Source organism: Thalassospira lucentensis, assembly GCF_001613805.1.
Taxonomy (GTDB): domain Bacteria; phylum Pseudomonadota; class Alphaproteobacteria; order Rhodospirillales; family Thalassospiraceae; genus Thalassospira; species Thalassospira lucentensis_A.
The window spans coordinates 170,223-184,500 of sequence record NZ_LPVY01000012.1 but is presented as its reverse complement, the minus strand read 5'-3'; the positions used below and the strand labels follow the sequence as shown (position 1 = coordinate 184,500).

12 protein-coding genes are annotated in these 14,278 nt (G+C 55.2%); 2 read left to right on the top strand and 10 right to left on the bottom strand.

Annotated features, from left to right (window positions below):
* Positions 1–4: 4 nt before the first annotated feature.
* Both AUP42_RS11890 and AUP42_RS11885 read right to left on the bottom strand, forming a co-directional pair.
* The gene (locus AUP42_RS11890) at positions 5–1,186 is read right to left on the bottom strand and encodes an MFS transporter (RefSeq protein WP_231858257.1); all 1,182 of its coding nucleotides are present in this window, start codon (positions 1,184–1,186) and stop codon (positions 5–7) included.
* A 195-nt stretch (positions 1,187–1,381) separates the two neighbouring features.
* Positions 1,382–2,206 carry a substrate-binding periplasmic protein gene (locus AUP42_RS11885; RefSeq protein ID WP_062951823.1) on the bottom strand — a complete coding sequence of 275 codons (825 nt, stop codon included), beginning with the start codon at positions 2,204–2,206 and terminating at the stop codon, positions 1,382–1,384.
* 530 nt (positions 2,207–2,736) lie between these two features.
* Between AUP42_RS11885 and AUP42_RS11880 the strand changes: the two genes are divergently transcribed.
* On the top strand, positions 2,737–3,270 hold the full coding sequence (locus AUP42_RS11880; RefSeq protein ID WP_062951822.1) for a hypothetical protein: 534 nt from the start codon (positions 2,737–2,739) through the stop codon (positions 3,268–3,270).
* A gap of 43 nt (positions 3,271–3,313) precedes the next feature.
* Here the strand turns inward: AUP42_RS11880 and AUP42_RS11875 are convergent, their stop codons facing one another.
* The 3 genes from AUP42_RS11875 to AUP42_RS11865 all read right to left on the bottom strand — a co-directional run bounded on the left by AUP42_RS11875 (position 3,314) and on the right by AUP42_RS11865 (position 6,682).
* Positions 3,314–4,090 (bottom strand): substrate-binding periplasmic protein, encoded by a 777-nt coding sequence (locus AUP42_RS11875; RefSeq protein WP_231858256.1) that lies wholly within the window; start codon positions 4,088–4,090, stop codon positions 3,314–3,316.
* Between the two features lie 175 nt (positions 4,091–4,265).
* Positions 4,266–6,062 (bottom strand): single-stranded-DNA-specific exonuclease RecJ, encoded by a 1,797-nt coding sequence (recJ, locus tag AUP42_RS11870; protein WP_062951820.1) that lies wholly within the window; start codon positions 6,060–6,062, stop codon positions 4,266–4,268.
* An 83-nt stretch (positions 6,063–6,145) separates the two neighbouring features.
* Positions 6,146–6,682 carry a peroxiredoxin gene (locus AUP42_RS11865; protein WP_062951819.1) on the bottom strand — a complete coding sequence of 179 codons (537 nt, stop codon included), beginning with the start codon at positions 6,680–6,682 and terminating at the stop codon, positions 6,146–6,148.
* A gap of 203 nt (positions 6,683–6,885) precedes the next feature.
* Between AUP42_RS11865 and AUP42_RS11855 the strand changes: the two genes are divergently transcribed.
* Entirely contained in the window at positions 6,886–7,203 is a 318-nt protein-coding gene (locus AUP42_RS11855) for a hypothetical protein (RefSeq protein WP_062951817.1), read from the top strand.
* A 14-nt stretch (positions 7,204–7,217) separates the two neighbouring features.
* On the opposite strand, the gene AUP42_RS11850 is transcribed toward AUP42_RS11855, so the two are convergent.
* From AUP42_RS11850 to AUP42_RS11830, 5 genes are all read right to left on the bottom strand, one after another.
* Positions 7,218–8,510: an Hsp70 family protein gene (locus tag AUP42_RS11850; protein WP_062951816.1), complete on the bottom strand. Its 1,293-nt coding sequence runs from the start codon at positions 8,508–8,510 to the stop codon at positions 7,218–7,220.
* Positions 8,511–8,644: 134 nt separating this feature from the next.
* On the bottom strand, positions 8,645–9,604 hold the full coding sequence (gene glpX / locus AUP42_RS11845) for a class II fructose-bisphosphatase (protein WP_062951815.1): 960 nt from the start codon (positions 9,602–9,604) through the stop codon (positions 8,645–8,647).
* 137 nt (positions 9,605–9,741) lie between these two features.
* Entirely contained in the window at positions 9,742–11,046 is a 1,305-nt protein-coding gene (locus AUP42_RS11840) for a homoserine dehydrogenase (protein WP_062951814.1), read from the bottom strand.
* A 124-nt stretch (positions 11,047–11,170) separates the two neighbouring features.
* A complete protein-coding gene (locus AUP42_RS11835; protein ID WP_062951813.1) occupies positions 11,171–12,412 on the bottom strand; it encodes an LL-diaminopimelate aminotransferase in 1,242 nt (413 codons plus the stop codon).
* 137 nt (positions 12,413–12,549) lie between these two features.
* On the bottom strand, positions 12,550–14,052 hold the full coding sequence (locus tag AUP42_RS11830) for an OmpA family protein (protein ID WP_062951812.1): 1,503 nt from the start codon (positions 14,050–14,052) through the stop codon (positions 12,550–12,552).
* Positions 14,053–14,278 lie beyond the last annotated feature (226 nt).

Below are 14,278 nucleotides of genomic sequence, written 5' to 3'. Positions count from 1 at the left end.
GAAATCAATTCGACCGTTTTCGGGTTCCCATCCAGAAGGCCGTTCCGGCAATCGCAAGGCAGATACCAAGGAAGGCAAACATCACGCGGTAACCCTCCGTTGCGCCCGGCTCAAACCGGCCAATGATCACACCGGCAATCCCCTGAAGGACAAACAGCCCGCCAAAGGTCGCCAGATTGACCGTGGTCAGGGCACGGCCAATCAGATGTTCGGGCACAGCCGCGCGCGATGCGGCATAGTTCAGCGTTGCGCAGCTCCCCAGAAGCCCGTGCGCGACCATCAGGACTGCCGCCAGCCAAAGGGCCGTCGTCCCCAGCAGCGCCTGCAACAGGCACAGCACAGCCGCAATCAGAACGGCAAAGACGATCAACGGATGCGCCGCCCCGCCCATCAGACGCGAAAGCTGCCCATAGGCGGGCGGCCCGATGATCATGCCGATCGTCATCACCAGAAGGACGTTGCCGACATCCACCGCCCCGAGATGGAAAACATCATGCAGGTACGGCCCGCCCCAAAGCCCGCGTACCGTCAGGATCGCCGGATAGCTGAAAAAGGCGACACCGACCAGAAACCAGACCTGCCGGTTCTTCCAGACAGAAACCATGCCGCGCAAGGCCTCGGTCACGGTTTCGCCCTTGCGGGAATGGAAGCTGTGGTTTGGCGGGGCATCGCGCACCATGGTGAAGGTCAGGACGACTGAAAGTGCGCTGAGCACGGCGAGACCATAATAAACCTCGCGCCAGCCGCGCAGCTCGATCAGGGCCGCCAAGGGTGTTGCCGATGCCAGAACGCCCAGCAGGCTGAAGGCCACGATCAGCCCGGAGGTCGCAGCAAACTTTTCCGGCGCCACCCACCGCGATGCCAGCACAAGTGCCGCCATAAAGGCCGCTGAACAGCCAAGACCAATCACCGCCTGCCCTATCATCAACCCGGCCACACTATGCGCATTGGCAAAAATCAGGACACCGGCAACGGTGATGATCATCATCACCCCATTGGTCAAACGCGGACCGTACCGGTCCAGCATCACACCGACCGGAATTTGCATCAGGGCAAAGGCAAAATGGAAACTGCCAGATATCAGCCCAAGTTCCTCGGGCGAGGTTGAAATTTCGATCCGAAGCGATTCCGCCAGCAATGCCTGCGCGGAACGGAAAAACTGACTAAGCGAAAAAGAAAGTACCACGGGCGCCAGGATCCATAAAAAGGTTCCAAGCCCATACGACGGCTGCTTTGGTGTTTTTGTATGATCATTCATGATGCCAAATGGCATAATCCGATCACAAGATACCCGCAAGCCCCCGCACGATATATCCGGGTGTATTGCCGTGATACGTTTCGTAAAATGGCGCAGAGGGGTTCAGTTCAACTTCTGTCGCGATCAACGTGTCATAAGGTTGATGTCGCCATCCGAAAGCACTTCGGCCTCTTCGCTGGGGATTATCACGCCATATTTCCGGCCAATCTCGGCAAACGTGCCGTCGCCTCGCAATTCATCAAGCACCCTTTGCCACGGCGCAACAACGAAATCAGGCGTTTGCGGCGAGAATGCCAGATAAAGCTCGTAAGTTCCCAAGCCGATAACCGGCTCGATTTCCGAAGGATCGATTTCGAATTTGCGGCGCTGGTGTTCCATCACCAGATCGGATGCTTCCCAAAGGTCGATACGATCACTTGCCAGAAGCTGTAACGCGTTTCCCGGCGTATAAAGGGACGCCAGATTTTTGAAACCCTTTTCATGCAGTATCCGTTCGGCGGCACCGCCCGCCTGCACACCGATGGCGGCAACTTTGCGGGCATCTTCCAGCCCCCGGATATCAAGATCGCTGTCGGTCATTTTATAAAGCCAGCCCCGGGTAACGATAATCGGCCCGACCCATTTATATTCCGGCTCGCGTTCCGCGGTTCGCACCATGGAAAAGACGGCCGTACCGGGCGTGTCATCCACAATTTGCAGGGCCCGCTTCCATGGCAGGATTTCAAATTTTCCGTCATGCCCCAGACGCCGGGCCATCTCCCTGACCACATCAGCCCCAGCACCGGTCAAACCGGTATCGGTGGTGTAATTAAAGGGGGCAAAATCTTCGGTATATATTCTGACGGACCGCGCAGCTTCCATCGCCGCCTCGGCCTGAGGGGCAGCAAACATTCCCCGCGACCAGAGCGCAACAATAACAAACACAACGATCACGACGACACGCCGCAAGATCGTGATGCTCCGCCGTTCCTTTGGTTGAAAGAATATACCTGCCCGTCGCATGTGTTTCCCTGTCAGCCATCAAATGCAAAAAAGCCGCAAAGAAGAAACTTGCAAGACCGAAAGAATACGTCGTCACATAACCTGTTTATTCAACATGATAGTCAGACATGTTGATTGCCAGTGACGTCGTACATATCTAGACTCGGAGGGAACCATCCATTTGGATATGAACATCCTTTCGCGTGACGCCATTCACATCACGCGCGAGCACGATTACGCCCCAAAATGGTAACAGTCTAAATTTAGAACATGTTGATGTAGTATGCTGTCATCGATTCTTTCGGCGCCCACTCTTCGCCGATCCCCAAGTCCGAACAACAAAACCGAGCCACTTGGTTAAAAAAGCCAGTTAAAGTTGAACATGAGCAAGATTTATAACGAAAAAATTCGATATTCAACTAAAAAATTTCGACAATCCGGTTTTTCGCGGAAAACGGGTAGCGACACTTTACAACCTGCAACATCCAGCGTGCAGCATGGATAGGCGGAATACCCAAGGTCCCCTGCCCGTACTTGATAGCGCGCTGGGGGATCGCATTCGCCAGGTCGTTGAACTGTTTGATCGCAAAAAGGATGCTGCCCGGATCGCGGGCATCATCCCCGAACAGTTAAACAGATGGTGCCAGGCACAATCCGAACCCCGTTTTGTCGGGATTGCACGCCTTGCCATTTCCAAAGGCATTCGCATGGAATGGATTGCAACAGGCGAAGGTCAAAGCACAGCCGGGGCGGAATTGCCTCCTGACGAGCTTGAAACAGCATCATCGCCAAGCTGTGCCGATCCGGTCGAACGCGAAGTACTTATGGCCATTATCAGCGGATTTCTGGCTGCCGAAGGCATCTCTAACAGTCCGCAAATCGCCCATGACATCATCACGGCCTATGACCAGATTGTCGGCGACCTCGAAAATAATCGAGATAACAGCAAAATGGCAACCGTCCTGTCTCAGGCCATCTCCATCATTCTTGGACGGCAGCAGCAACGTCTTGCAGGCGACACCAAGAATTGATTGGCGTGATGACCGGTTTAAGTGACCGTTTTCATCGGGCCTTTCATTGTCCCGGTGCAAGGCTTCCGGAAAAAGGTGTGGTCTGATCTGAGACCGCACCATATTGCGCCATGATTCTGGCAAACTGGCCACTCGCGACGACAGCATCCAGTGCAGATTGCCAGATTGTAACCACCCTTTGATCGGTATCACGGGAAAATGCCAGATAGAGGCCGCTTGAACCGAACGAATAAACCCGACGGATCAGACTGGAAGCGATACCGGTATCGGCAAGCTGGCGGTGCAATTCAATATCCGATGAAACCAGCAGATCAATTCGCCCCGCGGCAAGCATTTGCAACCCGACTTCCGGATTATGTAACGGTTCCAGATTGACCATGCCATACTGACGAAGGGCGATTTCGTCTGCCCCTCCGGCTTGCACACCAATCGCGGGCACATTGCGGATATCGTCAAGCGATCTCACCGGGTCAGGATGATCGGCAAATTCATAAATACCCGCCTCTATTTCGACAATCGGGCCGACCCATTGGTAAAGGTCTTCGCGCTGCGATGTCCGGGTCATGGAAAAGGCCGCAACATCCGGGTCAGATTCAAGACGCAGTATTACCCGTTTCCAAGGCAGTGACTGGATCGGTTTGTGATAACCAAGGTGGGCTGCCATCGCACGGACAACCTCACCGCCAGCTCCCAGAATTTGGCCGTTTTCAGTATAATTGAAAGGTGGATACTCTTCTGTCAGAAGAGTAATGGAAAGTGCGTCGGCTATCGCACCGGGGGCCTTTAAATCATCATGATCGGCACGCGCTGTTTCCGGCAATACAGCCCAAAAAGGCACCAATATCAAAGCAGCCAGCCGCAGCTTTCCAAACACCAATCCGTAGAATGAAACACGGTGCAAAATTTCGCCGCCCTATCGCATCAAACCTATACCTTCGAACATATAATCATGCCAACGGATAATACAATGCGACGAAGATGATCAGGTAGCAGGCCTACTCCAAAACGGGCAATGCAACATCATCGATCATAAGCTGCACACCTTCGCGCCCCTGCCAGCTATCGCGCCGCAAATGCCCAAGGATATGCAGGGGACGCCCACCGTGCTTCAGAAGGGTCTGGCCCATATCATTATCAAGGCAACGGAATGCGATGGCCTTAAGCCGCCCCTTGCCGTTGCTTCCCGATAAAATGCAGCGCACGTGATCAGCGCCCACCACATCGGCCTTGACTACCCGGCATTCCGGGAAAACAAAGCGCGGCTCGGCATTGCCTGCACCAAACGGGCCAAGCTTTTCGAGGGCCTCGATCAGATCAACCGTCGCCCCCATTGCATGCAAGCCACCATCAACCGTCATGGTCGGGCGAATATCATTTTCAGCGATGATTTTGGCAAACCGGGTTTCAAGAAATTCTTCGAATGCCGGACGTTTTTCCGGATCAAGGGTGAAACCAGCCGCCATCCCATGCCCGCCACCATTGATCAGAAGGCCCGCCTGCCGTGCGGCAATGATCGCAGCCCCAAGGTCAATTCCACGCACCGAACGCGCCGATCCCTTAAACACGCCGTCAACCATGCCCATCACAAGGGCGGGAACATGATAACGATCCTTCAAACGGCTTGCGACGATGCCGATCACTCCGGGGTGCCAGTCTTCGCCACCGACCAGAACCATTGCACCGACCTTTGACTGGCTTTCGACCGCACTGATCGCCTGATCAAGCACGATATCCTCGATCGCCTTGCGTTCACGATTATATTCGTCAAGCTTGCGCGCGATATCGAGCGCCTGCGCGGGATCATCACCCGAAAGCAATGTGGTCCCCAGGAAAGATTCCCCGACACGCCCACCAGCATTCACCCGCGGCCCCAGCATGAAGCCAAGATGATAGGCACTCGGCGTTTCATTGACCCCGGCAATATCGGCCAATGCAGCCATACCGATATTGTGGCGATGGCGCATGATCTTGATGCCCTGTGTCACGAAAGCACGGTTAAGTCCGCGCAACGGCACCACATCACAGACAGTTCCAAGTGCCACAAGATCAAGCCAGTTGCGCAAATCCGGCGGACGGATGCCCGACTGTTCCAGCCAGCCGCGCGACCGCAATTCGCGCAGGATTGCGACCGACAGCAAAAAGGCAACACCCGCGGCACACAAATGCCCAAGGCCGCTTTCATCATCAAGGCGGTTCGGGTTCACGACCGCAACGGCGGGCGGCAATTCCGGCTCGGCAGCATGGTGATCAACGACAATGATCTCGATCCCGGCTTCCTTGGCATCGGTCAGTGGCGCATAGGCCGTCACCCCGCAATCGACCGTCAGGATCAGATTGGCGCCACGGCGCTGCAAATCCAGCAATGCCGAACTGTTGGGGCCATACCCTTCCTTCTGTCGGTCCGGGATATGAACCACCACATCGCGCCCAAGGGCCGCGAACAGGCGCTTTAACAGCGCAGTGCTGGTCGCACCATCAACGTCATAATCACCAAATATCGCAATATTTTCACCCATGATCACCGCATCGGCAATGCGCGATGCCGCCTTGTCCATGTCCTTTAAGGTCGATGGATCGGGCATCAGATCGCGCAGGGTCGGGTTCAGGAAACTTTCGGCATCATCTAGCCCGATATCGCGGGCGGCCATAACACGCCCGACGACTTCGGGAACGCCAAAACGCTGGGCAATGGTGATTGCCAGCCGGTCATCCAGATTGCGTTCACGCCACCATTTACCGGTAACGGATCGCTCTATCCCCAAAAATGTCTTTTCTTGCGCATGATCTGTCATGCCCAATGAAATAGCGTAATACAGGCCGCGCTTAAACCGGATAATTTTCCTTGAGGCACAGCAGATCGAATTCCCCTTCCACGTCAGCCCCGCGTATTATCCCGGCACCAACGCAAAACATTTTCGGCATCCTCGGCCGGGGCATCAACCGGATAGAAAACTTTGCTGATACGTCCGTCATCAATGATCATGGTCAGGCGTTTAAACAACCGCATGTCATCAGCAACGAAATCCGGCATCGCCATCGATTCCTTGAACCGGTGATCGGCATCAGACAAAAGCGCAAATGGCAAGTGCAGCCGTTCCGCCGCTTCCTTTTGATAGTCGGTCGTCTGGCTGGAAAGCCCGAAAAGATGATCCACACCAACAGCCAACAGTTCCTTGGCATGATCACGGAACGAACAGGATTGCGGCGTGCATCCCTTGGCACCGGGGATTTCATCCCAGCCTGCTGGGGATGGTTTGTCAGGTTCGGCTGTGCGGGGATACGCATAAACTACCGTGCGCCCACTCAGGGTCGCAAGATCAACCGGCTGATCATTGGTTGCCGCCAACGCAAAAGAAGGCAGGATTTGCCCCGTCAGCCGTTCAATAATATGTGCATCACTTTCCGAACTCATTGATCATCCTCCCTGAAACAGGTCGCCGGACTTGATAGGTCGGACAATACCCAACCCTTCATATTCTGAAGATAGGCGTGATCAATCCGCGACAAAAGAAGCGACGATTTCGCATTGTGAAAAACATGCGCCTGCCCGCAATCGCTTGCATACACGCCAAAGCTGTGCAGACTGCCGGGATAAACAAAAAACGGGTACGCGCAATGGATCATAGAAAAGGATTGCGGATAGGACTGACTGTCCTTTCCATTCTGGGCGCACTGATGGCAGTCCCGCTTGTCATGTTTTCGCCGATGATATTCGATGCACCGGGATCGGACGAAAACAACCTGACCTGGTTTCTGTTTTTTGCCGTTCTGGCATTTCCGGTACTGTGCCTGATGGGCGGCATCCTGCCATGGATTTTAAAAAATCACCCGAAATCGCTTTGGCTTTACGGGCTTGGCGTGATCGGGTTTGTCCTGATCACGGTCGCCGTCATCCTGCTTGAAACCCAATGCCAGGGCAGTTTCAGTTGCTAGAACGCAAGACTTGATCAAACAATGCCTTCATCGGCTGCAATCAATGCGAGACCGTGCGCAACCGACAGGAACGGCTGGCCGATCTCGACCCGTTCCTTGCCAAAACCCTCTTCAAACAGGCGACGCACGGCCGGGACATAAGAAGTACCGCCGGTCATGAAAACGCGCGAAACCTCGTGTGGCTGAATGCCTGCCTGCTCAAGGCAAAGCTTTGCAGCCTTTTCAATATCGGCAATATCGGGCGCAATCGCGGCTTCAAAATCGGCACGTGTCAGGCGTTCCTCGATCTCGACGCCGGCATGATTGAATTGCAGCATCGTGCTTTCCGCACTTGAAAGTTCCGCCTTGGCTTTTGACACCGCCTGATACAGGTGGAACCCAAGTTCTTCTTCGATGATCGTTACCAGATCTTCGATATCGTCGGGCTGTTCGGCGGTCCGGATAAGGCTTCTGATTTCGTTGATCACCTTGGGCTGGCGCATCATCGACAGGTAATGCCAGCGCGAAAACGCGGTGTAATACTGCCGCGGTACCGGAAGTGCGGTGCCCATCATGCGATATTCGCTGCCAAAGCCAAGACGCGGCCAGATGGCTTTCTGGATGATGCGGTAATCAAAACTGTCTCCCGCAATGCCAAGACCGGTATGCGAAAGCGCCTTGACCCCGCGAATGCCCATGCCCGGTGTAAAGCGGATAACCGAAAAGTCACTGGTACCCCCGCCAAAGTCGGCGACCAGAACGGTTTCGGGTTTATCAAGCTGCCGACCGTAATAGTAGCTTGCGGCCAGGGGTTCGAACACCATTGCCTCAACCTCGAACCCGGCCTGTTCATAGGCCGCACGTAGTCGCATTTCGGCATAATCGTTATCGGGATTTGTTCCGGCAAACGCAACCGGACGCCCGGAAATAACGCGATAGCCAAGGCCACCAAGGCTGTATTGCGCGTGATGATGTATCTGGGTCAGGAACGTCGCGATCAGATCCTCGATCGTATAGACATTGCCAAAAATCTCTGTGCCCTCGAAATCCTTGGATGCCAGATAGGATTTGATCGACTGGATCAGTCGGCAATCCTGACTTTCCTTCAGATATTCGGCCATGGCAAACGGCCCGGAACAGCTTTGCAGACTGATCGGCGCACCCGGAGCGGTCAGTTTCTGTTCTTCCCAGAAATACAGGATGGTTCGATAGGTATCAAAACTGTTCTGACCAACCTCGAACGTTGCCGATTGCACATTGCCGTTGCTATCGGCAACGGCCAGTACCGAGTTGGTCGTACCAAAATCAAGGGCGATAATCTCGGACATATGGTGGCTCCGGCAAAGGCATTTCATTTTCAAGGGGGCGGAGGATGTAACCCGGACAGCCCCAGCCCGCAAGCAATAAACGAAAAAAGGGAGCGCAAAGGCACTCCCCCGTTTTCGCCATCCGCCAAAGCGGATTATTTGTACCAGATTTTCCGGCTGAAATCGTGAACCGCACGCACATAGCGAACCGTGCCCGACTGCGAACGCATCACGATGCTTTCGGTTTCCGCACCATTGGCGAAACGACGAACACCGCGCAGCATCGCCCCGTCGGTTACACCGGTTGCAGCAAACATGACATTGCCCTTGGCAAGTTCGGTCAGTTTGTATTTGCGGGTCAGGTCTTCGATGCCCCATTTCTTGGCGCGTGCGATTTCGTCATCATTGCGGAAAACAAGACGGCCCTGGAACTGGCCACCAATGCAACGAAGGGCAGCAGCCGCCAGAACGCCCTCGGGCGCACCACCGGTCCCCATGTAAAGATCGATACCCGACGTTTTCTGAGAGGTCGCGATAACACCGGCAACGTCACCATCGCCGATCAACATGATGCGCGCACCGGCTTCGCGGGTTTTCGCAATGATTTCCTGATGGCGTGGACGATCAAGAATGCAAACCACCAGATCGGAAACATCGCAGCCTTTTGCCAAGGCAAGGCTTTTCAGGTTTTCAGCCGGGCTGGCATCGAGGTCGACAACATCGTCGGGCAAACCACCGCCAACGGCGATTTTATCCATGTAGGTGTCCGGTGCGTTCAGGAACCCGCCCTTTTCCGCCATGGCGACAACGGCCAACGAGTTGGGACCACCGGTCGCACAAATGGTTGTGCCTTCAAGCGGATCAAGCGCGATGTCGATTTCCGGGCCTTCACCCGAACCGACCTCTTCACCGATGAACAGCATCGGAGCTTCGTCGCGTTCGCCTTCGCCGATCACGACGGTACCGCGAATGTCCATGCTGTTCAGTGCATTGCGCATTGCATCCACGGCAGCCTGATCGGCGGCCTTTTCATCACCGCGCCCCATAAGCCCGGAACAGGCAAGTGCCGCGGCCTCGGTAACACGAACGGTTTCAAGCGCGAGATTTCGATCCATAACTTCATCCTCGTCGTTAACGCGGGGTCTGGGGGCCCCGTCTCTTTGTTTCCCGGCGCGTCCCGTTTGGCCCGGGACTTATAATTACGCCTCGCGGTATTATACCTGCGAGGCGCATATGTCTTTTTTTTGTTTTGTTACGAAGTAAATCCTTCGATCCGCATCAGGACCGGCGGCTGCGAATTGCTTTCGAATGCCGAAATGTCGGAAAGCGCCCCGGACATCGCCGCTTCGCTGGTTTCGTGGGTCACGAAGACCACCGGAACAACACCACCCTCGGTCTCGGCCCGCCCATGCTGGATCATGGACGCCATCGACACACCATGCTTGGCGAGGGTCGCGGTGACCTCGGCCATGACACCGGGGCGATCCCAGACCATCAGGCGCAGGTAATAAGGCCCGACATGCTTTTCGAGGGACGCGCGCACGTTCTTTTTCAGGCGATCTGCCGGAACACCAAACACCGGTGCATTGCGTCCGGCAGCAATATCAACAAGGTCGGCAACCACGGCCGATGCCGTCGGGCGTTCCCCCGCCCCGCGTCCCTGCAGGACGACCGGCCCAACATAATCACCTTCAAGCACGACGGCGTTAAACACGCCTTCGACTTTTGATATCTGGGTGCTGCGATCGACAAGAACCGGCGATACGCGCTGTTCTATGCCTTCCGGAGTCTGCTTGGCAATCGCAAGCAACTTGATGCGATATCCAAGTTCCTCGGCCAGTTGGATATCAAGGGCGGAAACGCTGCGAATGCCTTCAACCGCAATCGCGTCAAAGTCGACTTCGACGCCAAAGGCAAGGCTGGTCAGAATCGCAAGTTTGTGTGCGGCATCGATACCATCAACATCGAATGTCGGATCGGCTTCGGCGTAACCAAGCTTCTGGGCTTCGGCCAGAACATCGGCAAAATCACGCCCCTGTTCGCGCATGGTGGTCAGGATATAGTTGCACGTCCCGTTCAGAATCCCGGTCACGCGCGAAATGACATTCCCCGCCAATCCTTCGCGAAGCGCCTTGATCACCGGGATACCGCCAGCAACGGCCGCTTCATAGGCGATAGTGACATTGTTCGCATCGGCAATGCGCGCCATTTCGACACCATGCAGGGCAATCAGTGCCTTGTTCGCGGTGACAACATGCTTGCCGTTTTCAAGGGCAGCCTTGCAGACGTCATAGGCAATGCCGTTCGAACCGCCGATGGTTTCAACAACCACATCGACATTCTTGTCGGTTGCAAGATCACGGGCATCTTCGTACCACGTAATGCCTTCGGTCGAAAATCCACGGTCCCGAGTTCGATCGCGCGCCGATACTGCTGTGACAATCATCGGGGAACCGGAACGGTCCGCCAGATTGTCCCTGTGTTCGCTCAGCAGTTTAACGGTTCCGGCACCGACCGTACCAAGGCCTGCCACACCGATCTTTACGACGTTTTGCACAATAACTCCTCATGCCGTGGTTGGATTTGCGCATAGGTGACGGAGTCTTTTACAACATCCGGTGCGCACACAAAACTTCGCCCGGGACATGTCCCGGGCGAAACATAGAATGCTTTATCGAATATCAGACAGATTTCTTCAACAGTTCACGTGCAGATTCTGCATCGGGATATTTCTGGAAGAATGCCTTGATGTTGCGATTGGCCTGCCGGATGCGGTGCTTGTTTTCAACAAGGGCGATACGAACATGGCGATCGCCATACTCGCCAAAGCCAAGACCGGGGGCCACGGCGACACCTGCTTCCTGCAAAAGAAGCTTCGAGAAATCAAGTGACCCGAGTTCCTCGAACGCCTTGGGAATCGGCGCCCATGCAAACATGGTTGCCGCCGGGACCGGAATATTCCATCCGGCACTTTGCATCCCCTCGATAAAGATATCGCGACGGTCACGATACAGATTGCGGAATTCCTCGACACAATCCTGCGGGCCGTTAAGCGCCGCGGTCGCCGCCACCTGAATCGGGGTAAATGCACCGTAATCAAGATATGATTTGATCCGCGTCAGCGCATTGATAAGCTTCTTGTTACCGGTCGCAAAACCGATACGCCAGCCCGCCATCGAATAGGTCTTCGACAGCGAATAGAATTCAACGGCAATCTCCTTTGCCCCTTCGACCTGAAGGATCGAGGGCGGCGGGTTGCCATCGAAATAGATTTCCGAATAAGCGATATCCGACAGGATATAGATTTCCTGCGCCCGGCAGAAATCGACAACTTCCTTATAGAAATCAAGATCAACCACCAGCGATGTCGGGTTGGCCGGGAAATTCAGCACAACGGCACTCGGTTTCGGGACCGAATGTTTCACCGCGCGATGCAGCTGCTCCATAAAGCTTTCGGCGTTGAATTCACCCTGCTCGTCATGGCCAATCGGGATGTGACGCAATGCCGCACCGGCAATAATGAAACCGAACGCATGGATCGGATAGGATGGGTTGGGCACCAGAATGATGTCACCGGGACTGGTGATGGCAGCCGCAAGGTTGGCAAGCCCTTCCTTGGAGCCCAACGTGACAACGGTTTCGGTCTCCGGATCGATATCCACCCCGAAACGACGGCCGTAATAGGCCGCAAGTGCCTTGCGCAGGCCGGGGATACCGCGCGACATCGAATAACCATGGGTGCGCGGGTTCTGGACGGTTTCAACCAGCTTGTCGACAATATGCTGTGGGGTGGCCGGGTCCGGATTGCCCATGCCGAAATCAATAATGTCCTCTCCCGCTCGCCGCGCCGCCGCTTTCATCGCATTTACTTCAGCAAATACGTATGGCGGGAGGCGTTTTATGCGATGGAATTCCTGGGACATTATCCTACATCCTCGTCACTTCGCCGATTTTCGAATTTTCTGCGAAAACCGGATCGTCGAATTGAAAAAAATTGCGCGCCACACGACAAAATGCGGGCGGCGCGCCGTACAATTCGAAGGATGTACCTTTTTTAGGATCAATAATCCATAAAGATTTCAACACGACGGTTTCCGGCCTCACCGGCAGGAACGCCTTCATAATAGCGCGGATCCGCCGATCCATCCGCCCCGACAAAGATCGCGTCAGGGTTAACACCGAGAGACACCAGTTCCGATACCACCGCCGATGCGCGCCGTTCCGAAACCTGACGGTTGATCGCCATGTGTTCTTCAAGGCTCATATTCGCGGTACGCATTGATGCATGACCGATAATCCGAAGGATCCCGCCCGTCTGACGCCATGCCTGGGCAACCTGGCTCAGGACATTGTTATCCGAACCCGACAGGTTGGACGAACCGTGTCCGAACTGGATTTGCGCAATCTGGACTCCGTTGACGCTTGGCCCCAGCGTATCGACGGAACGAACGCCAAGACGTGCGGCCAGAACCTCATTCGCGGTTTCAGCATAAGGCATGGCAGAATCGGACAGATAAGGATTGCCGCCACCGCCAAGCTGGCTTTCATCGACAATTACCGACCCGTTATCGGAATAAACCGAATAATCGAATGCCTGCGCCTGTGCTGCAGGCCCCGACCCCGGGGTCGGTTCATTGGCAAACACGCCTTCACCTTCGGCGAGGCGCTTGTTGTACTGATCCATCACCGGATCGCCGGAAGAGGCCGGGGCAGAACTGGCCGAAGACGCGGCATTACCGGCCTCCGCAGCAACAAGTGCAGCCTCCGCTTTGGCAATCGCAGCACGATCTTCATCGGTCATTTCGGGAGATGAGGGAGCAGCAGGTGCCTTTTCTTCCAGCACTTCCGGCTTTTCAGGTACGGGGGCCGGCGTCGGTACCGGTCCCGAAGTCGGCGCCTTGGCATTCCATTCATCCGCAATTTTCGAACCCGATTGTGCCGATGTTACAGCACTTCCCGTCGCCGCCCCGGCGGCACCTGCTGCTGCCGCGGTTTTGGTTTCAGCAGCCCTGGCTGTGGTTTCAGCCGATTTCTGCATTTCGGTTGCGGTTGATTGCGCTTCGGCAGCCTGTGCTTTTGGTTCTGCCATTGCACTGCTGCTAACCGCCGTCGTTGGTGCCGGGGTGATTTCCGGCTGATCGACATTTGCAGCACTTGGCGCCGGTTCAGGCTGAAGTGCATTGACCGGCGGGGTGCTTTGACGGCGGCCCGACTGGGTATATTGCGCATTCGCCCGGTCCGCAGCAAGCCCGGCAACAAGCGCATCACGTTCCGCATCGCCGGTAACAACCGGCTTGGCGGGTGTATCAGCCAGACGCGGGTAATCTTCGTCTTCACCCGGAATCGGCTGATCCGATTTGGCAGCAGTTTCATCTTCGCCGTCAAAGGCATCACCAATCGATTTGCCCCACTCAACCGGGTTGATCGCATCAGGGACCGAAGAACAGGCGCCCAGCATCAGCACAACAGCAAGCGCCGATCCGGCATGCAGCAATGGCCGCAATTTGATTTTCGCGGACCCGTGCTCCGACCACCGCCATGTCGTCGATTTCAGAACGCCCATTTGATTTCGCTGCTCCAAACTATGTTTTGTGTGACGTTGCCGTTGAAGATTGCGACAAATCCGTCACCTTATAATTCTTGTATTACCCCTCATCAGCGGGCTAGGCTAAGGCCATGATAAGCTTGGGATCAAGCAGAGTTTCAACCCGACACGCTGTTTGAGGGCATTGGATCATAAAACGGGAAAATGATTGCGATATCGCAAAGATCGAATTTCCTGCTTTATG

What these genes read in the sequence shown, in the direction of transcription:
- AUP42_RS11865 (WP_062951819.1), bottom strand. Translation starts at nt 6,682, where the DNA reads ATGAGTTCGGAAAGTGATGCACATATTATTGAACGGCTGACGGGGCAA.
- AUP42_RS11850 (WP_062951816.1), bottom strand. Translation starts at nt 8,510, where the DNA reads ATGTCCGAGATTATCGCCCTTGATTTTGGTACGACCAACTCGGTACTG.
- AUP42_RS11830 (WP_062951812.1), bottom strand. Translation starts at nt 14,052, where the DNA reads ATGGGCGTTCTGAAATCGACGACATGGCGGTGGTCGGAGCACGGGTCC.
- AUP42_RS11880 (WP_062951822.1), top strand. Translation starts at nt 2,737, where the DNA reads ATGGATAGGCGGAATACCCAAGGTCCCCTGCCCGTACTTGATAGCGCG.
- AUP42_RS11855 (WP_062951817.1), top strand. Translation starts at nt 6,886, where the DNA reads ATGGATCATAGAAAAGGATTGCGGATAGGACTGACTGTCCTTTCCATT.
- AUP42_RS11835 (WP_062951813.1), bottom strand. Translation starts at nt 12,412, where the DNA reads ATGTCCCAGGAATTCCATCGCATAAAACGCCTCCCGCCATACGTATTT.
- glpX (WP_062951815.1), bottom strand. Translation starts at nt 9,604, where the DNA reads ATGGATCGAAATCTCGCGCTTGAAACCGTTCGTGTTACCGAGGCCGCG.
- recJ (WP_062951820.1), bottom strand. Translation starts at nt 6,062, where the DNA reads ATGACAGATCATGCGCAAGAAAAGACATTTTTGGGGATAGAGCGATCC.